The organism is Vreelandella sp. 162(4c) (assembly GCF_058152265.1).
In genome coordinates this window covers 1,296,329-1,320,049 of sequence record NZ_CM176981.1, presented here as the reverse complement: position 1 = coordinate 1,320,049, position 23,721 = coordinate 1,296,329, and the positions used below count along the sequence as shown (strand labels likewise).

Annotated in this window: 20 protein-coding genes; 9 read left to right on the top strand and 11 right to left on the bottom strand. The window is 53.6% G+C overall.

Features of this window, described 5'->3' with window-relative positions; all coding sequences use genetic code 11:
* Positions 1 to 666 precede the first annotated feature (666 nt).
* From AC4EYZ_RS06000 to arfA, 6 genes are all read left to right on the top strand, one after another.
* Positions 667 to 3,432 (top strand): nitrate reductase, encoded by a 2,766-nt coding sequence (locus AC4EYZ_RS06000; protein WP_474192631.1) that lies wholly within the window; start codon positions 667 to 669, stop codon positions 3,430 to 3,432.
* Positions 3,392 to 4,291: a uroporphyrinogen-III C-methyltransferase gene (gene cobA / locus AC4EYZ_RS05995; RefSeq protein ID WP_474192630.1), complete on the top strand. Its 900-nt coding sequence runs from the start codon at positions 3,392 to 3,394 to the stop codon at positions 4,289 to 4,291. Before AC4EYZ_RS06000 ends, cobA begins: the two co-directional genes overlap by 41 nt.
* A 77-nt stretch (positions 4,292 to 4,368) precedes the next feature.
* Positions 4,369 to 5,178 carry a formate/nitrite transporter family protein gene (locus AC4EYZ_RS05990; RefSeq protein WP_474192629.1) on the top strand — a complete coding sequence of 270 codons (810 nt, stop codon included), beginning with the start codon at positions 4,369 to 4,371 and terminating at the stop codon, positions 5,176 to 5,178.
* A 205-nt stretch (positions 5,179 to 5,383) separates the two neighbouring features.
* Entirely contained in the window at positions 5,384 to 7,099 is a 1,716-nt protein-coding gene (locus AC4EYZ_RS05985; protein ID WP_490204168.1) for a bifunctional protein-serine/threonine kinase/phosphatase, read from the top strand.
* A gap of 103 nt (positions 7,100 to 7,202) precedes the next feature.
* Positions 7,203 to 8,012, top strand: coding sequence for a 2,5-didehydrogluconate reductase DkgB (gene dkgB / locus AC4EYZ_RS05980; protein ID WP_474191950.1), 810 nt, complete (start codon positions 7,203 to 7,205; stop codon positions 8,010 to 8,012).
* 110 nt (positions 8,013 to 8,122) lie between these two features.
* Positions 8,123 to 8,272, top strand: coding sequence for an alternative ribosome rescue factor ArfA (arfA, locus tag AC4EYZ_RS05975; protein ID WP_474191951.1), 150 nt, complete (start codon positions 8,123 to 8,125; stop codon positions 8,270 to 8,272).
* Between the two features lie 166 nt (positions 8,273 to 8,438).
* Here the strand turns inward: arfA and AC4EYZ_RS05970 are convergent, their stop codons facing one another.
* Both AC4EYZ_RS05970 and AC4EYZ_RS05965 read right to left on the bottom strand, forming a co-directional pair.
* The gene (locus AC4EYZ_RS05970) at positions 8,439 to 8,687 is read right to left on the bottom strand and encodes a hypothetical protein (RefSeq protein WP_008957723.1); all 249 of its coding nucleotides are present in this window, start codon (positions 8,685 to 8,687) and stop codon (positions 8,439 to 8,441) included.
* A gap of 296 nt (positions 8,688 to 8,983) precedes the next feature.
* Entirely contained in the window at positions 8,984 to 9,697 is a 714-nt protein-coding gene (locus tag AC4EYZ_RS05965) for a response regulator transcription factor (protein ID WP_009287164.1), read from the bottom strand.
* Positions 9,698 to 9,866: 169 nt separating this feature from the next.
* On the opposite strand from AC4EYZ_RS05965, the gene AC4EYZ_RS05960 reads away from it, so the two are divergent.
* The 3 genes from AC4EYZ_RS05960 to AC4EYZ_RS05950 are packed head-to-tail and all read left to right on the top strand — an operon-like array spanning position 9,867 to position 12,642.
* A complete protein-coding gene (locus tag AC4EYZ_RS05960) occupies positions 9,867 to 10,382 on the top strand; it encodes a putative pterin-binding protein (protein ID WP_474191953.1) in 516 nt (171 codons plus the stop codon).
* A gap of 18 nt (positions 10,383 to 10,400) precedes the next feature.
* Positions 10,401 to 12,287, top strand: a complete 1,887-nt coding sequence (locus AC4EYZ_RS05955) for an ATP-binding protein (RefSeq protein WP_474191954.1) — start codon at positions 10,401 to 10,403, stop codon at positions 12,285 to 12,287.
* Positions 12,226 to 12,642: an Hpt domain-containing protein gene (locus AC4EYZ_RS05950; protein ID WP_490204167.1), complete on the top strand. Its 417-nt coding sequence runs from the start codon at positions 12,226 to 12,228 to the stop codon at positions 12,640 to 12,642. Before AC4EYZ_RS05955 ends, AC4EYZ_RS05950 begins: the two co-directional genes overlap by 62 nt.
* On the opposite strand, the gene AC4EYZ_RS05945 is transcribed toward AC4EYZ_RS05950, so the two are convergent.
* From AC4EYZ_RS05945 to AC4EYZ_RS05905, 9 genes are all read right to left on the bottom strand, one after another.
* A complete protein-coding gene (locus tag AC4EYZ_RS05945; RefSeq protein ID WP_474191956.1) occupies positions 12,583 to 13,803 on the bottom strand; it encodes an EAL domain-containing protein in 1,221 nt (406 codons plus the stop codon). The genes AC4EYZ_RS05950 and AC4EYZ_RS05945 overlap by 60 nt on opposite strands.
* Before the next feature lie 138 nt (positions 13,804 to 13,941).
* Positions 13,942 to 15,618 carry a methyl-accepting chemotaxis protein gene (locus tag AC4EYZ_RS05940; protein WP_474191957.1) on the bottom strand — a complete coding sequence of 559 codons (1,677 nt, stop codon included), beginning with the start codon at positions 15,616 to 15,618 and terminating at the stop codon, positions 13,942 to 13,944.
* Between the two features lie 165 nt (positions 15,619 to 15,783).
* Positions 15,784 to 17,646 carry an ABC transporter ATP-binding protein gene (locus AC4EYZ_RS05935; RefSeq protein WP_490204281.1) on the bottom strand — a complete coding sequence of 621 codons (1,863 nt, stop codon included), beginning with the start codon at positions 17,644 to 17,646 and terminating at the stop codon, positions 15,784 to 15,786.
* Positions 17,647 to 17,775: 129 nt separating this feature from the next.
* Positions 17,776 to 19,383, bottom strand: coding sequence for a gamma-glutamyltransferase family protein (locus tag AC4EYZ_RS05930; protein WP_474191959.1), 1,608 nt, complete (start codon positions 19,381 to 19,383; stop codon positions 17,776 to 17,778).
* Between the two features lie 75 nt (positions 19,384 to 19,458).
* The gene (locus AC4EYZ_RS05925) at positions 19,459 to 20,973 is read right to left on the bottom strand and encodes a tripartite tricarboxylate transporter permease (RefSeq protein ID WP_009287171.1); all 1,515 of its coding nucleotides are present in this window, start codon (positions 20,971 to 20,973) and stop codon (positions 19,459 to 19,461) included.
* Between the two features lie 15 nt (positions 20,974 to 20,988).
* Positions 20,989 to 21,432, bottom strand: a complete 444-nt coding sequence (locus AC4EYZ_RS05920; protein ID WP_236557252.1) for a tripartite tricarboxylate transporter TctB family protein — start codon at positions 21,430 to 21,432, stop codon at positions 20,989 to 20,991.
* Positions 21,433 to 21,516: 84 nt separating this feature from the next.
* Entirely contained in the window at positions 21,517 to 22,497 is a 981-nt protein-coding gene (locus AC4EYZ_RS05915) for a Bug family tripartite tricarboxylate transporter substrate binding protein (protein WP_009287172.1), read from the bottom strand.
* A gap of 124 nt (positions 22,498 to 22,621) precedes the next feature.
* Complete coding sequence (locus tag AC4EYZ_RS05910) at positions 22,622 to 23,152, bottom strand: chromate transporter (protein WP_009287173.1); 531 nt, start codon at positions 23,150 to 23,152, stop codon at positions 22,622 to 22,624.
* Positions 23,149 to 23,718 carry a chromate transporter gene (locus AC4EYZ_RS05905; protein WP_009287174.1) on the bottom strand — a complete coding sequence of 190 codons (570 nt, stop codon included), beginning with the start codon at positions 23,716 to 23,718 and terminating at the stop codon, positions 23,149 to 23,151. Before AC4EYZ_RS05905 ends, AC4EYZ_RS05910 begins: the two co-directional genes overlap by 4 nt.
* Positions 23,719 to 23,721 lie beyond the last annotated feature (3 nt).

The window sequence follows — 23,721 nt, the reverse complement described above, 5'->3', positions numbered from 1 at the left end:
AAATAATCGCAAAAGCGTGCGTAACAGGGGCGTCGTTGCCCGATAGCGTCGTTTTAAATACGCGACAACCGCCATTGGCTGTCAGCTGATTAAAAACCTTACCCTGTAACAAGCAAGGAGCTAGCCAACTGGCCGTATAGCATATTTTTTTAAATAACTTCAGTTGCTTATGTTTAGGTGGTGGGTGAGCGGTGGCCAGGCTCTTCGGATAGACTGCACGGTGATGGTGCGAAAAGAGAGGTGGCCTGCACTCTCAAGAACCATTTAGCATGTGCACAGGGCGAAAAAGAGCGTTGCGTGATGATTTTTTATTTTTTAACTACATGTTTTTAAATGATTAAATTTTATATATTCGATTGTCGGCTTGGCTCTTGCAGTTCCCTAGGCAATAAGTAAGTTAACAAGGGATAAGCGCTCATTGTTTGGCGATGGCAACGAACAATTCCAAAGCCGTTAGAAAATGTGTAGCTGTTAGTAAATCTTCATTTGTTTGAAGAGACTATTGTAAAGAGTAATGCACCGATGAAGGTGCGCTGTGGCAACGACGTCCAGCCCTCTTCTCTTAATGCGTTTATATAGCGCATTAGAGAATGGGACTGGGCGTTTTTTTATGCCCGCCATTTATATACGTATATACGGCGTTCAGGTTCGACCCGAGGAGGTGTTATGCGAGGGGCAAAAGCAGGGCAGCAGTCCACAACGACGCAGCAAGCCAAAACCACCTGCCCCTATTGCGGCGTTGGCTGTGGTGTGACAGCAACCGTTGAAGCGGGTACGCTGAGCGCTGTAGAAGGCGACCGCGAGCATCCGGCGAACTTCGGGCGGCTGTGTGTCAAAGGTTCTGCGCTACATGAAACCTTGGGACAACAGGGGCGGCTGACTCACCCTCGCGTTGATGGTGTTGAGGTCTCCTGGGACACCGCCCTAAGCACTACTACCGAACGCTTAAACACCCTACGGGCCGAGCATGGCAACCACAGTGTGGCAGCGTACCTCTCCGGTCAGTTGCTTACCGAAGACTACTACGTAGCCAATAAGCTGTTTAAAGGCTTTTTAGGCACGCCCCATTTAGATACTAATTCGCGGCTGTGCATGGCCTCAGCGGTGGTTGGCTACAAGCGTGCCTTCGGTGCGGATGCGGTGCCGTGTAACTACGAAGATTTGGAAGAGGCGGAACTGATCGTGTTGGTGGGTTCCAACTTGGCTTGGAACCACCCGGTACTTTACCAGCGCATCAAAGTGGCCAAAGAGCGCAATCCATTGATGCGTTTGGTGGTGATCGACCCGCGCGTCACCGACAGCTGCGAAATCGCCGACCTCTATTTGGGGATTAAGCCAGGCAGCGATGCTTACCTGTTTAACGGCCTATTGGCGTGGATGGCAAAGCGTCGCAAGCTTGATACCCTCTACCTTGAACGCCACACCGAAGGGTTTGACGATGCGCTGGCGGCAGCCCAGCAAACCGCAGGCTCGGTGGCGGAGGTAGCGGCGGTCTGTGATGTTGACCCCGAGCGACTGGAAACCTTCTATTACTGGTTCGCCAGTCAACTGCATGTGGTCACGCTCTATTCCCAGGGCGTTAATCAATCCGCCAGCGGTACCGATAAGTGTAACGCGATTATTAACTGCCACTTGGCCGGCGGCAAAATCGGTTTGCCGGGGGCAGGGCCGTTCTCGATTACTGGCCAGCCCAATGCCATGGGGGGCCGCGAAGTGGGCGGGCTGGCCAACCAGTTAGCCGCGCATATGGATTACCACACCCCAGGCGCCCTGGATTTGGTCACCCGCTTCTGGGCTACCGACAGCCTTACTCCGGTCCTGCCGGAAGGGCCGGGTTATAAAGCAGTGGAGCTGTTTGAAGCCATTGAGCGTGGCGAAATAAAAGCGCTGTGGGTGATGGCCACCAATCCCGCGATTAGCCTTCCCGATGCTGCGCGGGTGCGTGCTGCGCTGGAAAAGTGCCCGCTGGTGATTGTTTCCGAGTGCGCTGCCCATACCGACCTACTGCCTTATGCCGACATTGTGCTGCCCGCCTCGGGGTGGTCGGAAAAAGATGGCACCGTGACTAATTCCGAGCGGCGCATTTCTCGCCAGCGGGGCATGCTGCCGCCCCCAGGTGAGGCCCGCCACGACTGGTGGATAATGTGCGAAGTGGCGAAACGGTTGGGGTTTGCTGAGGCGTTTAACTACGCGCACCCCTGGGAGATTTTCGACGAGCACGCCAAGCTCTCTGGGTTTGAAAACGGCTTTGATAACAGCACGGTGCCCGGCAGCCCGCAGCGGTTGTTTGATATATCGGGTTTGGTGGGCCTGGGCCGGGATGGCTACGACGCCTTAGCCCCCATCCAATGGCCGGTCACAAAGGCCGCACCCCATGGCACTGCTCGGCTGTTTGAGGATGGCGAGTTTGCCACCGCCAATGGTCGCGCCAAGCTGCTGGCGATCCATCCCAAAGGGCCTGAACAGGCGCTGAGCGCCGCTTATCCGCTGCGTCTGAACACCGGCCGGATTCGTGATCAGTGGCACACCATGACCCGCACCGCTCGCTCACCGCGGTTAATGAATCACCGCGCCGAACCCTTTATGGATGTTCACCCAGAGGATGCCCACACTGCCGGTGTAACCGATCAAGGGCTGGCGGTGTTAACCGCCGAGAAAGGCGAATTTCGCGCTCGGGTGCGGGTCTCCAATGCCCAACGCCGTGGTGAGATCTTCGTGCCCATCCACTGGACTGACTGCTTCACCCAGCAGGCCATAAGTAGCGCGCTGATCGACAGCATTACCGATCCGCTCTCTGGGCAGCCAGAGTCGAAGCACGGCGCCGTGGCGCTGGCGCCTCTTGCTACTGATTGGCAGGCCACTCTACTGATCGCCGAAGGGGCAACGGAATCAACACCTTGGTGCACCAGTGCCTACTGGACACGTATTCCCATGCGCGGCTGCCAACGCTGGCAGCTTGCCAATACGCAGTCGGTTAATGACTGGTTGGCGCAACTGAAAACGTGGCTGCCCGGCGACGTATCGGTTATCAGCCAAGACCCTACTAACGGACGTCTGCGCGCCGCCTGCGTGGAAAGCGGTCAATTGCGCTGGTGGCTGATGGTTGGCCCGCCCAAAGAGTTGCCAGGGTTGGCGTGGCTGGAAGCACGTTTTAACGAGGCGGCGCTGAGCGATACCCACCGCCGGCGCCTATTGGCGGGCTGCGACGACGGTGCTGCGGATACCGGGCCGGTGGTGTGTAGTTGCCACCAAGTGGGCCAAACCACCATCGTCAGCGCTATCCGAGAGGGCGACACCAGCGTAGAAGCGTTGGGCGCCAGGCTCGCCTGCGGCACCCAGTGCGGTAGCTGTATTCCCGAATTGAAATCACTTATTGAAGAGGAGCGGCCCAATGCCCGCACTAAGCAACCCCTTGCTACAGAAGTGGTTTAACGCCTTTATGCGGTTATCGCACCGCGCGCTAACGCCGTGGGTTCAGCAGGCTGTAGACATACGTTTGCCACTGCGTGGCGAGTGCCGCGCCGGGCAGGTTTACCTGGTTGGCGCAGGCAGCGGCGATGCGGAGCTGTTAACCCTCAAGGCTGCACGCTTACTGATGCAGGCAGACGCCGTGGTGTATGACCGCTTGGTGGGCGATGACGTTCTGGCGCTGATTCCTAGCGGCAGCGAACGCTACTACGTTGGCAAAGCCCGCGGCCACCACAGTGTACCCCAAACGGAGATCGGCGAGCTGATGGTAAAACTCGCCCGGGAAGGTAAATCGGTGGTGCGTCTGAAGGGCGGTGATCCAGCGGTATTCGCGCGGATGGGCGAAGAGCTGGATGCCCTGGCTGCCGCAGAGACCCCCGCTGCCATTGTGCCAGGGATTACCGCGGCCTCTGCTGCCGCTGCCTGCATGGGCATTCCGCTCACTGATCGCGGTCATGCGCAGCAACTGCGCTTTGTGACTGCCCAGCTATGCCGCGAAGACGGTACGCCGGATTGGGCATCGCTGGCGCGCAAGGATGAAACCCTGGTGTTTTATATGGGGCTTTCAAAAGTGAGTGCAATTTGCCACGGCCTGCGCCAGGCAGGCCTTCCGGATGAGTGGCCGGTCATGCTGGTGGCTAACGCCAGCCAGAGTGATCAGCAGTCGTTGGTGGGCTCGCTGGCTGATATGCCCGAGAGGCTCGCCGCCACACCCTTACCGTCACCCTGCTTGATTGTGGTGGGCAGCGTCGTGCAAAGAGTCGCCACGACGCCCGCTGCCCTAGCCACCAATTTTTGCTCTGTACAGCAAACCACGCCTTAACGGCAGGGTTTGCGGTGCTCGTTTTATTCTTCTGACCCTTCTATTCCTTAAAACTCACAACAAAGGAAACGCTCTCGATGTCCTACTTATTGCCTGCCGAATTTGCCACCAAGATGGTCGATGCTGGCGAAGCCAAGCTGCACATGTCTACCCGTGATGCGCTGATTCGCGCTTTTATGGCGGGGGCTATTTTGGCCATCGCGGCGGTGTTTGCGGTGACCGTAGCGGTGCAAACCGGCTACCCGATTATCGGCGCCATCCTGTTTCCGGTGGGCTTCTCGATACTCTATCTAATGGGCTTTGATCTGTTGACCGGGGTGTTTGTGTTAACGCCGCTGGCGTGGCTGGATAAACGACCTGGGGTGACGATTAATCGTATTCTCAAGCACTGGGGTATTGTGTTTATCGGTAATTTTGGTGGGGCATTAACGGTCGCCTTTCTCATGGCGATTGTGTTCACCTACGGCTTTAGCACCGCACCCAGCGAAGTGGGGCGGGTCATTGGTGAAGTGGGCGAAGGGCGCACGGTTGGTTATAAAGAGTATGGTGTTGGCGGCATGGCGACGATTTTTATTCGCGGCATATTGTGCAACTGGATGGTCTCGCTGGGGGTTGTGGGTGCGATGATCTCAACCACGGTGAGCGGTAAGGTCATTGCTATGTGGATGCCGATTATGCTGTTCTTCGGTATGGGCTTTGAGCACTCGGTGGTCAACATGTTCCTGTTCCCATCTGGGTTGATGATGGGCGGTAACTTCTCGATTATGGATTACCTGATCTGGAACGAAATTCCGGTAGTGCTGGGTAACTTGATCGGTGGCTTGGCATTAACGGGGCTCACGCTCTACACCACTCACGTGCGTACCGCGCCCCAGAAAGCCCTATGATTAACTACGGTGAGCGAGCCTTGTGCATTAAACGGTCTGAACAACCCTATGCGGGGGCGCTGTAGACCCATCCTTGGGCGCTACTTTCGCCATCCATGGCGAAAGACCCCCGCTACGGGTTGGTTCAGACCTCGATAAAGTTGCAATAGAGTTTGTCATTAACCAAGCCTTCGCTCCGGCGGAGGCTTTTTTTAGGGGAAGCATAATGGCAGCGCTGACCATTTCGCTCGGCCAGCACTCTGATAAAGGGCGCAAGCCAAGCAATCAGGATTTTTACGGCGCTTATCTACCCAGCGATCCCCTGCGTGCCACCAAAGGCATTGCGGTTGCGTTAGCGGATGGGATCAGCAGCAGCGAAGTGAGCCGGGAAGCGAGTGAAGCGGCGGTGGGTGGGTTTTTAACAGACTACTACGCCACCCCGGCTACCTGGGCGGTTAAAACCTCCGCCCAGCGGGTACTGCAGGCCACCAATGCATGGCTTTACGCCCAAACCCGGCAGAGCCAGTATCGCTATAACCTGGATCGTGGCTATGTGTGCACCCTGAGCGCGATGGTGATTAAATCCACCACTGCGCACCTGTTTCACGTTGGCGATAGCCGTATCTATCAGCTCGCCGGCAATACGCTGGAGCCATTGACCGAGGATCATCGCTTTTGGGCATCCCGGGAAGTTAGTCATTTAAGCCGTGCCATGGGGGCCAGCCAACACCTGGAGTTGGATTATTCCTCGGTATCGCTGAGTGTGGGCGATGTGTTTGTACTCACTACCGACGGTGTTTATGAGTGGCTAACCGGCGCTGAAATGGCCGCATTGATTCACGCCCATTGGGGCGATCTCGATGCGGCGGCTGAGGCGCTAATCGCGGCTGCCATCGATCATGGCAGCGATGACAACCTCACCGTGCAAATTGTGCGCATTGATTCGCTGCCTGAGCGCCACGCTAATGAACTCTACGCGGCGCTGAGCACACTGCCGTCACCGTCTGAATTGCGCGCAGGAAGCGAGCTGGACGGCTACCGCATTGTGCGTCAACTGCATGCCAGCAGTCGCAGCCATGTCTACCTGGCGGAAGAGGTAGCGAGTGGCGAGAAGGTGGCACTAAAAACCCTCTCAACCGAGCTAAGCCAAGACTCGGCGAGTATCGAGCGGTTTGTGCGCGAAGAGTGGATTGCCCGACGCATCGATAATCAGCACGTGCTTAAAGCCCCCGCCCAAGAGCGCCCTCGCCGCTACCTTTACACCGTGCTGGCGTATATCGAAGGGCAAACCCTGACCCAGTGGATGCGCGACCACCCCAACGCCGAATTAGCCAGCGTACGCCCCATCGTCGAGCAGATTGCCAAGGGGCTACGCGCCTTTCATCGCCTGGAAATGCTGCATCAAGATTTACGCCCCGATAACGTCATGATCGATAGCCACGGCACGGTGAAGCTGATCGATTTTGGTGCTGCCAAGGTGGCGGGTCTTGCCGAAGAGGTCGGGTCGGCTAGCGACGATATTCTAGGCACTGCCCAGTACACCGCGCCGGAGTATTTTCTGGGTGAAGGAGGCACGCCCCGTTCGGATCAGTACTCACTGGCAGTGATTACCTATCAGATGCTAACCGGCACGCTGCCCTATGGCACCGAGGTGGCCAAAACTCGCACTCGGGCAGCGCAGCATAAGCTTGCCTACCAATCGGCGCTTAGCGAGAACCGTGAACTGCCCGCCTGGGTGGATGAGGTGCTCAAAAAGGCATTACATCCCACTCCCCACAAACGCTTTCCGGCGCTTTCGGAGTTTATCTTCGAGCTACGCTCGCCAAGCCCAGACATGCTGAAGCGCGCCCAGTTACCGCTGCTGGAACGTGATCCGGTGCTGTTCTGGAAGGGCGTATCGCTGATCTTGGTGGTAGTAGTTATCCTCCTGCTAGTGCGTTGATAAGCACCGAGGCTGATCAAGAGATAACAAACAAGGGGGTTGAAGTGGGGCAGTGACCACCCCATGTTAGTTAACACGCTATCAATAGAAAAGGACGTTAATGATGCAGACGGTGATACCCAACCCTGGTTTTGGTACTTTTCGCCTGGAAGGCGATACGCTCAAGCAGAGTATCCACGCAGCGCTTGAGGCCGGGTATCGGCACATCGACACAGCACAGTTTTATGGCAATGAAAAAGGGGTAGGGGAGGCGATTCGCGACAGCAGCGTGCCACACAGCGATATTTTCCTAACCACCAAGGTGTGGTTCGATAATCTTGAGCCCACAACGCTTAAAGCCAGCGTGGACGAAAGCCTGCAGAAATTAGGCACCGATTATGTTGACCTGCTGCTGATCCACTGGCCGTCCCCAGAGGATGAAGTGCCGATGGTCGATTACCTGACGGCGCTTAAAGAGGTCAAAGCCGAGGGTAAGGCGCGCAATATCGGCATTTCCAACTTTACCATCGCACAGGTGGACGAAGCGGTTAGCATTCTGGGTAAAGGTGAAATTCTCACCAATCAGATCGAGGTTCATCCTTTCTTACAGAACCGTAAACTGGTCGATCACTGCGAGCAGCATGGCATTCAAATTACTGCCTTTATGCCCCTGGCCGTGGGTAAAGTCATGGATGACCCAACCCTTAAGCAGATCGCCGACGCGCATAACGCCACGCCTGCGCAAATTGCCCTTGCTTGGGTAAAACAGCGCAATATGATTACGATTCCTTCATCGACCAAGGCGCGAAATATTCAAAGCAACATTGCCGCCTTTGACTTAGTCTTGAGCGACAGCGAGATGACGGAAATCGCCAAGTTGGATCGTAAAGAGCGTATCGCCAACCCTGAAATAGCGCCGCTCTGGGATGAGTAAGAGGAATGAATAACCAGGGCTTGAAACGCTAAACGATGAACTTCAATTAATAGTATGTGTCGTAGTAGGTGCCTGCCCAGGCAGGCATCTTTAAAAGAATGGAGAAAACGATGAAACAGCGCAAGATAAAAGACAACGCGTTAAAAGCGCAGCTGCGAACGCCGATGTTTAAAATGCAGCAGCAAGCCCCGAAAAAAGGTAAAGGCAGCTACTCTCGGAAAGGACGCAACTCTTTGGGAGGGCATCGCCAAGCCGCCTAACCCGGCGTTTTGGCGATGCCTTCCCCAGGCATCTCTGCACAGTATTCCCCATGCTGTGCAATATCCCATCAGCTTGGCCGATCCAATGGATCGGCTTTTTTATTGCGCGCCAGGCGTGGCACGCCACTGAAAACGCCCCGGCCACTTCCTGTGACCGGGGCGTTGGCTATGCCAACCTACTCCCACAGTGTGGACATTTTTCGTAGGCATCGCGGGTTTCAGCCTGATGGCGTTGGTTGCGCTGACTTGGTTCCTCTACACCATGAATGGATACCAGCTGGCCCTGCTCCCAGCGTAAACCGATATCTTTTAACAGGTGCGGGTCATGAAAGCGCGGGTCTTCGTAAAAGCGCCGCTGGGTACGATAGTGGGTGAAAGCGCTGAGTAGTTTGCGGGTAATGGTTGCGATTGCCATGGGGTCGGTCTCCTGGGTTAGGAGGCCGGGCAACATCGCGATCAGGGAGTCTCAAAGGTAACGATAAAACAACATGGCCGCGACACTTGCCGCGGCCAATTTCCTCTTTACATCTCTGGCGCGCGACAATAATAAGCTGATACCGCATTATTAATAATGCGATGCAGCTTATTCATTCGTGTCGCGGGGATTTGCCAGCGCATGAGAAGGTCTCTGAAAAAGTTTCGTTAATAAAAAAGAACTGCCCCTTAAAGGGGAGCTCTTATGTTTTAACCGATGCTTATATGAGCGTCAATCTATTTAGCGACTTGTTCAAGGTGGGGGGGCTGGCAAGTTTCCATGCGATACCCCGATTGGTAAACGCTACGTAGACGCAGGCCATGCCGACCATCCAGTTCCAGCTTGCGGCGTAGGCGGCTTACGTGGGTGTCAACGGTACGCGTCGAAATATCCCCTTTAATGCCCCACACCAGCTCTAGTAAGTGCGCACGGGTAATTAGCTCACCCATTTTAGAGAAAAACAGCGTGGCTAACCGGTATTCACGTTCGGTTAGATCAATGGCGTCGCCCGCCACGCTGATGTAGTGCTCATCGGTATGCAGGGTAAATATCTCGGGACAGGCCGGTGCAGGGCGCGATGTGGCATAGCCAGAGCGTCTACCTAACGCACTCACTCTGGCAATCAGCTCACTGGGGCGAAGGGGCTTGGCGAGAAAATCATCGGCGCCTCGCTCCAGGGCTTTAACAACATCGTCTTCGCCCTGGCTGGCGGTAATAAACAGGATTGGCCCATGCCAGCTGTCGTGCTGGCGAAGATGAGCAACCACATCCATGCCGTCGCTGTCGGGCAGGCGCCAATCGATAATGAGCAGGTCAAAGGTGTGCTGCTGCGTCGCCCGGCGAAGCTCGCTAGAGCGACTAAACAGCGAGACTTGGTGTTCTGCCGTTAGTAGGCACTGCTCAATAAAGGCCTGTTGGTCGAGGTCATCTTCAAGTACGCCAATATGCATGGTGGTTTCCCGTATTATCGTCTTATAAATGTTACACCCGTAGAAGCGGCAAACTCATACGTTAAGTTTAGTGGATGATGATGCGTTGACACAAAGGTTCACAGTTTATCCGCAGACTGCCGATATATACTCATTGCACTATTAATCGCTAATACCGAGGTGCAGCTCAATGCGTCGTTCTTTGGTTCTTAAATTCAGGGAGGGCATCGTCGCGTTGTGTATAGCCTTGCTGTCATCCCAGGCTATTGCCTTGGAAGTACCTGAAGGCCCAGTGATATTGGTAGTGAGTGGAAAGGTGGGGCAGACTAATGTGGGTAACGAAGCCCATTTTGATAAAGCGATGTTAGAAAGCTTAAGGCAGCACGAAACGATTACCCGTACACCCTGGCACGACGGTGTGATGCGCTTCTCTGGCCCCTTGGTGCGAACTATTCTGGAAGCCGTTGATGCTGAGGGGGAGGATATTCGTGTAGTAGCGTTGAATGAGTACGCCGCGACAGTGCCTATCAGCGATTTTGAGAATTACGATGTCATTCTGGCTATGCAGGCAAACGGCAAAGCGCTGCGAATTCGCGATCAGGGGCCGCTATTTGTCATTTATCCCTTTGATCAGCACCCCGAGCTGCTAGATGAAGAGATATTTTCGCGCTCTGTGTGGCAGGTGGCGCGCATCGACGTTGAATAAAATAATCGGACAATTGCCATGCTGGCCTTATTGAAGTTCTATTTTTCCCGCAGCACCAGGGTCGCTACATTCTCAGCGATCCTTTTTTTTCTTTCAGCGCTAACTACCGGTGGGATTATTTATAATCGTCAGCATGCGTTGGAGAATCGCCTGCTCGAAAACTTATTATGGGCCGGGTATCAGTTTGATCGAGAGGTGCGCGAATTGCGCCTCTCGCTATTCGAAACGAGTGCAGGGAACGCTACGGTTGATGATGTGTTGCTGCGTTTTGAGATTCTCTTTAGCCGACAATCACTTTTTTTTCAAGGTGAAATAGGAAGAATGGTGGCGAAACTTGAGGATATTGAAGCGATCATTCAGCAAACTCACATCCGCATTTTAGAGATGGAAACCCTACTCGAAACAGTATGGGACAACCCTACCCAGTTAAATAGCGAGTTAACGGCCACCCTGCTGCAGCAAACGGCTGAGCTACAGCAACTCACCGGTAACATTCTGATCGAAACCAACGCCCATGTTTCACATCTACATAGTGAAGAACACCGCGCATTGACGCGTCTCTACGGATTGGTGCTGTTGCTTATTGTCCTGTTAATGTTTTCAGGTGGCATGCTGGTTCGCGCGCTGATTCTGGAAAGCCGTTCAAGTGATCACAAGGCACAAGCATTAGAAGCCAAGGGTAAAGAGCTGAACGAGGCCGCCAAGCAAGCAGAGAAAGCGAGCCTGGCAAAATCTGAGTTCATGGCGGTGATGAGCCATGAAATTAGAACCCCGTTAAATGGCGTCGTAGGTATGGCGGATTTGTTAAGCGAGGAGGTTAAAACAACAAGTGCGAAGACTTATCTAGCGGCACTTAAGCGCAGTGCAGAGAGCCTACGCGCGGTGATCAACGATATTCTCGACTACACCAAAATTGAGTCGGGACGCCTCGACCTGGATATCCAGCCGTTTGATCTTCACCAATGCATCGACCAGCTCTGTGAAAGCTACACTCTTCGCGAACCGAAGGCCAAGGTCACCTTTAGTTACGCTATCGACCCGGCACTGCCCCGCTATGTGTTGGGAGACATCGCGCGGCTACGCCAAGTCATGATGAACTTAATCAATAATGCCTTGAAGTTCACTGAAGAGGGGTTCGTTAAGTGCCAGGTAAAACCTCTTGGAGACGATAATATTTTAGTGGAGGTGCACGATACTGGCTGTGGTATCACGGAAGCGGATCAAACGCAGCTGTTCTCGGCGTTCTCGCAAGTGGATACCTCAATGGCGCGTCGTCACGAAGGCACAGGGCTTGGGCTCGCAATTTGTAAGCGCTTGGTCGATGCCATGCAGGGCGAGATAGGTGTTAACAGCCAGCAGGGGCTCGGCAGTCGATTCTGGTTCACGGTCAGCCTGCCGGAAACCGAACCTTTGGCCATTTATCAAAGCGGTGAACACCCGCCAGCAATGACCTCTCATCACCATATCTTGGTGGTAGAAGATAATCCGCTAAATCAAACGGTGGCACGCGTCATGCTTGAGCGCCTTGGCCAGCAGGTATCGGTTGCAGAGAACGGCCAGGAGGCACTCGATCAGTTGAAAGCTGACCATGGTCGATTTGATTTGGTGTTAATGGATATGCAGATGCCCAAGCTGGATGGCACGGAAACCACTCAACGCTGGCGCGATTATGAAGCTGTGCATCAACTGCCTAAGCTGCCCATAGTGGCGATGACCGCCAATGTGATGCCTGAGCATCGTGAGCGCTGCATGCAAAGCGGTATGGACGATATGATCCATAAGCCTTTTACCCGCGATGAGTTGCATCAGGTGATCTGTCGCTATCTCTCAAACGACGAAAGCGTTGGCTCTGTCAGCATTCACGCTGCTGCTCCTGCTAAAAAACCTGAATCGCTGGGCGGATAGCGCTGGGGCAGTTCAAGTGCTGGATAAGCGTCTTTGCGAAGAGCTGCAAAGTACCTTTGAACCCAAGGCACTGGATGCGCTGCTGAGCACGTTTTTAACACGGCTTGGTGAACGTATCGCCCGCTTGAATGCCTACTGGCAGTCAGAGGATCGACAAGCCTTGTGCCAAGAAGCCCATTCACTAAAGGGCGCCGCTTCCTCTCTAGGCTGTGCTGCGATTGCTGAGCAAGCAAGCCAATTGGAGCAAGCAGCGCTAGAAGCCCCATTAAGCGAATTGATGATCTATCTGGAGCGTTTAGTTGCTCTTGAGGCCACTACTAAGCTGGCTTTGGAGCAAGAAAGCATGCTCGTTTGATGTGGACGGTGAGTACTCGCGTAACCAGGTGTTGAAAGCGTCGGCGGTTAACGGGTGTGCAATACAGTAGCCTTGTCCAACAGTGCACCCGGCTTCAACAAGCCGAGTGAGCTGTGCCGACGTTTCGATACCTTCGGCGACAACAGTCAGTCCCAGGCGTTTGCCTAAGTCGACAATCGACTCTGTTATCACCAGTGCTTCTTTGTCCTGATCGATCAGTGAGACAAAGCTACGGTCAATTTTGAGCTCGCTGAAAGGCAACCGATAGAGCTGTGTCAGCGAAGAGTGGCCGGTACCAAAATCATCTAACGCCAGTTTGCAGCCCCGTTGTCGCAAAGCTTTGAGCACGTAGCAAGCGTAGCCCAAGCACTCAACCCCCGCTGTTTCGGTGAGTTCCAGGGTGATCTTGCTAAGCACAGCATGATGCGCTTGGGTGAGTTGATCAAACGCGTCGAGTACGCCTTCTGCCTGAATAAAGGCCGCCGGTATATTTATCGAGACGTTTAAGTCCCACTCTTGTGACAGCCATTGGGCTTGCTGCTTCATGGCAAGCTCAATAACGTACCAAGTGAGTGGAAGCATCAGGTCGTTTTGCTCTGCTAGAGGTATAAAACTGTCGGGGTATAGCACGCCGCGTTGAGGGTCTTGCCAGCGTACCAGCGCTTCAACGCCAATAACCTGCCCTTGTTGAGTGCCTTGTTGCAGGCTTATTTGGGGTTGAAAAGCTAGAAAAAGCTGTTGTTCACGAATGGCCTTCGCCAATTCATCGCCTGTAGGCGCTTTGGGCGCTTTTTTTAAGGGCCCCAGAAATGTCGTTAGGCCGGTGAGCAGCTTGGATTTAGATAGGAAACCTAACATTTGCAAGCCTTTTGTTTCACCTGCTGCAAGCGCATGCGCGGCAGTTTCTTCCGTACAACTGCTAATTAATAAAATTGAAGCGTTTAAGCGTAAATCATACAGATATTCCAGAATATCAAGGCTCGTAAATTCACCTAGCCCGAGATCAAGCAAGATCAGCTCGACATTGAGTAGGTCGGGTTGGCGCACCAGCTCGCCAAAACTGCTCGCCGTCACCACCTGATAACCGTGCTGGCGTAATAGCATTCTGCCCAAGAGTTGAACGTTACAGTCATCATCAATAATTAAAGCATTAGACAGCATAGTGGTTCCTTAGATGACCCCATACTCTTAGCTATGTGTTTTCGGGTGGCGCGGTAGTTCGAAAGGAAAATGCTTAAAACTAATTGGTTAAATTCCTTGGGCCTATGAAAGCCCAAGGAAGGTAAAGGTACTGGCTGCTTAGAACGATTCCCACTCGGGTTGAGGGGAGCTCCCCAAATGTCGTTGAGCTATAGGCGTAGTCGCAGGTCTGTGTGCTGTCGAGGTGAGCGCTGCTTTGCCAAGAGCTGGTTGCGCGTTAGCATTGCTGAGCTTGAAGCCTCCCACTAGCACGCCCAGTCGGTCGGCTTGTTCTCTTAGTTCCGCCGCCGCAGCGCTGGACTCTTCTACCATGGAGGCATTGTGCTGGGTCATGCTATCCAGCTCGTTGACTGCGTCATTTACTTGACCGATACCTACACTCTGTTCTTTAGCACCAGCACTGATCTCAGCAATCACGTCCGCCACACGCTCGATGCTTTTTACCATCTCCTGCATGGTGACGCCGGTTTGTTTCACTTGGTCAACGCCCACCTTTGTGCGGTTTAACGACGTATTGATCAGAGTGGCAATGTTTTTGGATGCATCACTTGAGCGGCTGGCCAATATACGTACCTCTTGGGCAACTACCGCAAAGCCACGGCCATGCTCGCCTGCGCGGGCGGCCTCTACAGACGCATTCAGCGCCAGGATATTGGTTTGAAAAGCGATGCTATCAATAAGGTTGACGATGCTGCTGATTTCAGAGGAAGAGTCGTTAATCGTATCCATTGTCTGCTCAACACTGTGCATGGAGTGCAAACCCTGTTGAGCGAGATCCCGGGTTGAAAGCGCCAACTGGTCAGCCTGCTGGGCAGAATCAGAGGCGTTGTTGACCACTGCTGCGATTTGCTCCATCGAAGCAGAGGTTTGCTGTAAATTCGCAGCAGCTTGCTCAGTACGTGCCGCAAGCTCCTGACTGCCTTTGGCAATTTCAGTAGATGCATGCTGCAGGCTAACGGTACTGCTGCTAACTGACTGAAGCGTATCGTCAATGCGTTTAATAAAGGCATTGAACTGTTGTGCCAATTCACCAATTTCATCACGGCGTTGACTCTCAATCCGCGCGGTTAAATCGCCATCGCCTTCGGTAATCTCTTTAATACGTCCACTAATTTGACGGATAGCCCGAGACATCATTAGCGGCCCCAGTAGCGCAATAAGCGTTGCAGCAATAAAGATGATTAAAGCAACAATAATAGTGGATGTTTGCTGCACTTGGATTCTATCAACCACCGCTGCTTCTGCTTGATAAGTGGCTGTCTCAATATTTATTCCCGATACATCATATATATCACGCAGTGCATTAAAGTCGTCTAATGATGAACCGGATAGCATCGTTAATGCTGCTGCGGTATTGCCGCTTTGGTGCAGCTCAAAAACACGTGTTGCCTCTTGTTTCCAATCGCTATACAGCGTTTCAAAGTTAGCTAGTTGCTTGGTTAGCTCTGGGTAGTTCTGCATTAGTTCGGCGTAGAGCTCCATGCGGTCATAAGCCTGCTGAGCATTCTCTTCAAACTCGGCGATTAACGCTGTTGCTCGCTCGGAGCTGGGGTCAGATAACAGATACTCAATCTCAGCAACGCGTGCTTGATAAAGGTCTCGGTCGCCGTTGAGTGTGGCTGAAGTCGCCGGAATATAGTTGGTGATAAACGTATCTAAACGGCTTTTTACCATATTAACCAGCAGTGCATCGGCTACCACAATAACCAGTAGTGCTAACGCAACGCTGATAAAGGCAAGAGCATACTTAACTCTTATCTGATGAAGACGGTTCATATGTGCCACTCCTGTAGTGTCAAACCATGAGAGCACATTACCTTTAAAGCGTTAGAACGGTCGACAGATTTGTAACGCTTGTGACGTTTGTTCACGTTCGAGGTTTTAATTAGCGTGGTAAGAGTTTAAACATAATTATAATGAGAATTATTAATATTTTAGTGGCTATTTATAACCCGCTGCCTGGAGTTGAAATAGTTTCGCATAGCGGCCTGCAGTGGCCAGGAGTTCTTCATGGGTGCCGCGTTCAACGATATGCCCTTGATCAATAACCAGAATGAGATCAGCGCTGCGTACTGTGGAAAAACGGTGAGAGATCAATATCGCCATTTTATCGCGGCTGTGCTCGCGAAAGCGGGCGAATATTTCGGCTTCTGCGGCAGCATCCATGGCAGCGGTAGGTTCATCCAGTACCAAAATGTCCGCGTTTTCGCGCATATACGCTCGGGAGAGGGCAATTTTCTGCCACTGGCCACCAGAGAGCTCTTGGCCATTTTTAAACCAGCGGCCAAGCTGGGTTTTGTAGCCGTTGGCCATGCGGGTAATAAACTCATCCGCCATACCGTGACGAGCGGCGTTCTGCCACCTTTCTTGGTCGTTAAAGGCATGCGTATCGCCGACACCAAGGTTTTCGCCCACCTGCAACTGATAGCGCACGAAATCCTGAAAAATCACCCCGGTGCGTTCACGTAGTGCTTGGGTACTCCAATCCCGCAGGTCGCTACCATCTAACAGAATTCGGCCTTGGGTTGGGTGGTAGAGCCGCGTGAGCAGCTTGATAAGGGTCGTCTTACCCGAGCCGTTTTCGCCTACCAAAGCCAGGCTCTGCCCAGGGCAGAGGTGCAGTGAGATATCGTGAAGAACCGGATCTTGGAGAACAGAGTCGCCGCCAGGGTAGGAGAAGCTAACGTGCTCAAAGCGCAGCCCGTCGCCGGGCAGTGCACCTTGGGTTAGTGTACCGTTCTCGCCTTCTACCGGCTGCTCAAGATACTCATAAAGATTGGAGAGATAGAGGTTATCTTCATACATGCCACTGATGGCGGTGAGGCTTGCGGAGAGCGCGGCCTGCCCCTGCTTGAAGACCATCAGGTACATGGTCATCTGGCCCAGGGTAAGCGCCCCGGCAATCGTTTCAATCACCACCCAGGCGTAGGCGGCGTAAAAGGTTAAGGTGCCAAGCAGGCCGAGCAGAAACCCCCAGCTTTCACGACGCAAAGTTAGGCGGCGATCCTCAGCAAACAATTTGGTAAAAATGTCGCGATAGCGCTTGAGAAACAGCCCTTCAAGGCCAAACAGTTTGACCTCTTTAATGCTGTCTTCCCTTGCAAGCACCGTCTCTAAATAGATCTGCATACGGGTTTGCGGCGAGCGCCAGCGAAACAGCCTGAAAGCATCGCCCGAGAATTTGGCCTCTGAGATAAATACCGGTAGGGCGCCTGCCACCAAAATCAGCAGCGCCCAAGGGGAGAACTGCACCAGTAGCACGCCGAAGCTACCCAGCGAGATAGCGTTTTGCAGCAGCCCAAAGGTTTTATTCACCAGTGCAAGCGGGCGCGTAGATGCTTCACGGCGCGCTCGCGTGAGCTGGTCGTAAAGCTCTGAATCTTCAAACTGGCTAAGTGACAGTTGTCCCGCTTTCTCCAGAATCATCACATTGACCTTCTGCCCCAGCAGCGCACGCAGCAGTGACTGTTGGGCTGAGAGGCCGCGCTGGGCCAGGGCAATGAGCGCAATAATCACGGCTTCGATCCCCACCAGCGTTAGCACCGGTGTGATGGACGCTAGTAGATTGGGATCAGTGGCTGCTTGATGGGCCTCCATGGCACTTACCACCCCATCCACAATCAATTGACCCACCCAGGCCGCCACGGCAGGCAGAACCCCTGCGACCAGCGTGCACAGCGCCAGCCCAAGCATCATCCAGCGAGAGGTTTCCCAGACTAAGCCAAGTGCACGTCGGCTATAGCGAAATACGCCAAAAAAGCCGCTTAGTGGTGAGGAAGTCGATTCAGAAGGTGGTGGAGACATAGTTAGGCTGGCAAAAAGTACCGACGAAAAAAAGAGTGCCATGATGCGGTGGTTGAGCGTGGATAGCCAGCTCAGCCGCCGGTTGCCTTCAACGGCAACACGGCGGAGACCCAGTTTAGTGGTGAGATATTACCAGGGGAGCACAGCCCCATCGGTGCGTGGCTCGGTGCCTCCTTGGAGTACGCCGGTGTCAGGATCGCGCAGAATGATTTGGCCACGGCCAAAGCTGATTGAATCGGCGACTTTAACGATGTCGTGGCCGCGGCGTGCCAGGGCAAGCGCTAAGTGATTGGGGAAGTCGGCTTCAACTTCGATGGTTTTGCCTTTGGTCCATTTCCAACGCGGCATATCGAGCGCCGCCTGAGGATTCAGTTGATCCTCAAGCATCGCCGTTACCACCTGCACATGGCCCTGGGGCTGCATATAGCCACCCATCACACCGAACGGCCCAACGGCTTGGTTATCTTTGGTGATAAAGCCTGGGATGATGGTGTGGTAGGTGCGCTTGCCAGGGGCTAGTGCGTTGGGGTGCTGCGGGTCGAGGGAGAACGACCAGCCACGGTTTTGCAGGCTAATGCCGGTGCCCGGTACCACCATGCCAGAACCAAAGCCTTTGAAGTTGCTTTGAATCAGCGACACCATATTGCCATCGTTGTCAGCCGTAGCGAGATACACTGTGCCGCCCTTGATCGGATTGCCGTGTATAGGGTCGACGGCTTGCTCGCCAATCATCGCTGCCCGCGACTTCAAATAGTCGTCGTTCAACATCTGATCAATGGTGGGTCGCATAGCATCAAGGTCGGTCACATGCGCGAAGCCATCGACGTAAGCCAGCTTGGTGGCCTCAATACGACGGTGCAGGGTTTCGACGGGGTCGCGGCCTTCATCGCCTAAATGTTCAAGCATGCCCAGCGCTTGCAGGACAATTATGCCGCTGCCGTTAGGGGGAATTTCCCAAATATCGTGGCCTTTGTAGCGCACGCTAATAGGGTCTACCCACTTTGGCTGGTAAGCCGCTAGGTCTTCTTTGCGTAATAGGCCACCGTGTTCGCGGGAAAAGGCATCAATGGCCTCGGCCAGTTCGCCCTCATAGAATGCTTTGGCGCGGCTGTCAGCAATCGCTTTTAGACTTTTAGCATGGCCTTCGGAGCGCCACAGTTCACCGGGCTCCGGCGCACGCCCTTTGGGAGCAAACGTATCAAACCAGGGTTTGAAGGAAGCCTCATCGTAAGCCGAGTAGGTGTTGAAAGCTTCTTTCCACATTTGATGAATGACGGGAGAAACCGGGAATCCTTCATCGGCCAGTGCAATCGCAGGCGCCAGCAACTCTGCGAACGGAAGTTTGCCGAAGCGCTCAGATAGCGCCGCCCAGGCAGCGGGTGCGCCGGGTACCGTTACCGGGAGCATGCCGTGGTTGGGCATCGTGTCATGGCTGAGGGCTTTTAGCGCTTCAATGGTTGCCGCTTGTGGAGCAGGGCCGCTGGCGTTAAGCCCATGCAGTTTGCCATCGACCCACACAATGGCAAAAGCGTCGCTGCCGATCCCATTCGAGGTGGGCTCCACCACCGTTAATGCGGCTGCCGTGGCAATGGCTGCATCAATCGCATTACCACCTTGCTGCAAAATGCTAATACCTACCTGCGCTGCTAACGGTTGTGAGGTGGCGACCATGCCACGTTTACCGAACGTTGCCATCCGGCGCGAGGCGCTGGGGTAATAGAGAGCATCATGTTGCATACCAGTGTCCTTTTGAACGTTGTTTTGAAACAACAGTTTTTTGAAATAACAATGTTTTGAAATAACGTAGAGGTATTAAACATTCTCTTGCTGTGCGGCACCTTTTAAGCGCTGAATCTTGCGATCTTGATAGAGCGAAAACAGTATCGAAGCGACAGCGAGTGCCAGAAAAAGCGCAGAGAGTGGTCGAGTCAAAAAAGTCAGCCAGCTTTCATTAAGCTCAAGGGCGCGGAAGAGCTGGCGCTCAAGGTTATCGCCAAGTACTACGCCGAGTATCAGAGGCGTTAGCGGTACTTCAGCTTTCCACAGCAGGTAGCCGATGATGCCAAAGATAAACAGCACCCAAATATCAAACAGGTTGTTGTTCAGTGCATAAGCACCAATGGCACACAGCATTAATACGACAGGAACGAGGATCTGTTGGGGGATCAACGATATTTTGGCGAACCAGCGTACTAGCAGCAGATTGCAAAGCACCATGACCACCGCACCGATCAGTAAGCTGGCATAAATAGCACCCACCAGCACCGGGTTCTGTTCAAACATCATTGGCCCCGGCGTAATGCCGTGCAGGATCAGAACCCCCATCATGATCGCCATGGGCAAATCGCCCGGTATTCCCAACGCGAGCGTAGGTACAAACGCGCCGCCTGCCACCGCGCTATTGGAGGCTTCAGACGCCACGATGCCGCTGGGTGTGCCAGTGCCAAACTTCTCTGGATGTTTTGAGAATTTCTTGGCTTGGTCGTAGCTTAAGAAATTAGCCACGGTGCCACCCGTGCCAGGTAGCGCTCCCACCAAGCTACCAATGAGTGAAGAGCGCAGCGTGTTAAGCTTTTGTCCCGCCATATCTTTGAGTATTTGGCCGTAGGGAATCGTTACATTGGTATCGATGTTTTTGGCTTCGCTTTTCTCATCTTTGAGCTTCTCTATATTTCCAAGTAGCTGCGAAAAAGCAAATATACCGATCATCACGGGGAGAATTTCGAACCCAGATCCCATCGCCGGCAGGCCGAAGTCAAAGCGAAGATTGCTGTTGCGGTCATAGCCAACGGTGGTAATCAAAAGCCCCAAAGCGGCGGCCATCAGGCCTTTGAGCAGAGCGCCACTGGAAAGGCCTGCCACAAGTGTCAGAGCGAAAACGATTAATGCAGTGATTTCCCAAGGACGGAAGTTCATGCTGAAGCTTGCAATTAGCGGCCCGAAGAACACCAGCACCGCCACGCTGATAATGGTGCCTAGAAACGATGAAGCGACGCCAATGCCTAGGGCGCGGCCCGGTTCGCCTTTCTGTGCCATCGGGTAGCCGTCATAAACAGTAGTAATAGACGAGGGTGTGCCGGGTATCCCCAACATGACGCCAGACACAATGCCGCCCGAGTATCCCCCCACAAATACACCAACCATCAGTGAGACGCCGCTGACCGGATCCATAGCAAAGGTAAAAGGGAAGACCACCAGGATGGCCATGGTGACGGTAAAGCCAGGGATGCTACCGCCAATAATGCCAAACAAAACACCGATTACAATTAGGCCCAGCACCGAGGGAGTACCGACCTCAGCGAGAGCTTGGAGAAAAAAATTGGTCATTATTTACTCCGCAGATTAGGGCAGCCAGACATTTAAGCCATAGCGGAAAACCACAAATATCACGAGCGTCAGAGTGAAACTCAACGTGAGATTAATGATCCATTTTCGCCGCGTATCTATACCCATAAGTAAAGCAAGCGAGGCGACTAAGAAGCCCATAGTGGTTGCGATATACCCAACTGCTGGGAGAAGTGCTGCATAAAGCCCAAACAGTAGAAACAGAGCGAGTATGGTGCGCCGGCTTTTAAACCACCCAGCAACAAGCTGCTTTGCGCCCGCCCGCTCAGGTACTTTTACTAATAAGGAGCGCACTAGGATCAGCAGTGAGAACGAACCAATCACTACCAACAAAATACGTGGGAAAAGAGCTGACCCATACGGTTGCCAACTGGTCGGTGGAGCAATGCTTCCTGACTCCATCCACATGACAGCCACAATTAATAGCAGAGCCAGCGCCAAGGCGCGGTCTTTCGTTAGCGTAAGCATTAGCGATGCCTCCGGTAGTTCTAGCCCCCGTACTCACGAGGGCTAGAGGGTGCGCCCTCAGTTCTGGAAATCGATGTTCTCAGCAGCGGCGGATAGTGCTGCTTCGTTTTCATCCAGAAACGTTTGATAATCATCACCGGCCAGAAAGCGAACAACAGAGCCAAATTCATTTTCAATGCGGCTCTGTACTTCTTCATTTTCCAAGGCCTGTTCGTAAGCGTCAGCGATGGTATTGAGGATTTCTTGCGGAGTGCCTTTGGGAGCAAAAATACCTCTGCTGGTGGAGTGATCCATCTCGATGCCTTGCTCTCGCAGGGTGGCTACATCTGGCATGCTATCAAGGCGCTCTGGATGGGCGATGCCGAGCGCGCGGAAGGTGCCATCTTCAAAAAATGCACCGCCAGAGGGCAGGTTGAACATTGCGAAATCAACTTCTTCCGCCATCAAAGCCGATACCTGTTCACCCGTATCTGGATAGCCGACTAGACGCACGTCGGCCATATCAATGCCAGCCTCCTGGAAGAACTGTGCCCAGAAGAAGTGGTCAGTGGAGCTAGGAATCATACTGAAGCGCACTTGGCCTGGGTTTTCGCTAACATAGTCAGCGATTTCATCAGCGCTCTGGACAGGGTGATTCGCATGGGCGGTTGGGATATTGATGGTTTGGGTAAGTAGCGCGATAGGTTCGAAGGCATCAAACGAGTAGTCGACGGTGCCCGCTAGCTTTGAAAGTGCAATGGTGTCGTGGCTGCCAAGCAGTGTATAGCCATCGGGTTCTGCGTCTTTTACATTGCGAGACCCCAGGGTAGCGCCTGCTCCTGCCATATTGACCGGAACGATGGATTCTCCAAGGTTCTTTTCAGCTTCCTGAGAAATCAACCGGAAGAGGATATCCGTTGCTCCCCCAGGCCCATAAGGGATAATTAAGCGAATATCCTGCTCGGGATAGTCAGCTTGTGCGGTGGTGGCAATTGCCAAACTAGACGCAAGTCCGATGGCTGCGAGGGTAGTGCTTAGAGTAAATGTTGAACGCGTCATTCTTATACACCTTTATAGATTGAGGTTGGTGTTGTGGGATGCCGCCCTGACTGCAGCGACGTGGTGAGCGCGTGATCCCGTTATCGGGTTTTTGTTATCTAATAAATACATCTGCCAATAAGCGTTAGCCTAGAAAGAAACCTCCATAAACCAGGGCGCCCATAACCACAAAGGCGGGGTGCGTGTTAAAACGAATCAGTGCTATAGCGGCGACTATGCCAATGATCAGGGTATGAATCGTCCCGCTGGTATTAAGGCTTTCGAGCAGAAACCCCAAGGTCAGCCAGGCCATCATCATGGCGATGACAGGGCGCACCCATTGGCTCATGCGCTTAACCCGGGGGGAATCACGATGACGGTAGAGCAACCCTAACGCGCCTAACATGAGTAGCAGCGTAGGGATCACTGTGGCAGCTACGGCAATGAAGGCACCGCCAATACCCGCTACTTCATAGCCCACATAGCCGGCCATTTTGGTCGCGATAGGGCTAGGTAATGCGTTGCCGAGGGCTAATGTTTCCGCGAAGGTTTGTGCGGTCATCCAGCCATAACGGCCAACCACTTCGGCTTCGATCAGTGGAATAATGGCCGGGCCGCCGCCATAACCGATAATGTTTGGGATAAAAAAGGCTAGGAAGAGATCCCAATAAATCATGCCGCTCCCTCCGCTTTTTTCTTACCGGCAGGGCGCAGGAGGGCGGCAAGTAGAATGGCGCCAATCACCCAGCCTGGGTGAATGCCAAGCCAGTAGATCAGCCCGGCGGCAATGATGGCCATGGCAATGCTGACCAGCCAGCCAAGAGCGGCCTGGGATTTATCAAAAAAGTCCCAGGTGAGCTGCGCCATCATCACCATGACCACCGGCACCACGGCTTGGCCCATGCCGCGAATCCAAGCCACATCGCGGTAGCGGCTGAAAATGCCTAACATGACAATCATCGCCACAATCATTGGGACGATAATAGCAATGACGGCCGCAATACAGCCGACGACTCCCCCTACACGATAGCCAATATAGCCGGGCATCTTGGTGGCAATGGGGCCGGGTAAGGTATTGCCAATCGCCAGTACATCGGCAAACTCTTCATCGGTTAACCAGTGGTGGCGGGTGACGACTTCGGCGCGCACTAATGGAATCATGGCGGGGCCGCCACCGAAACCAAAGATGCCGATGCGGAAAAAGGCCCAGAAAAGTTGCCAGGAGGTGGCGGGTGGTGTCATTGA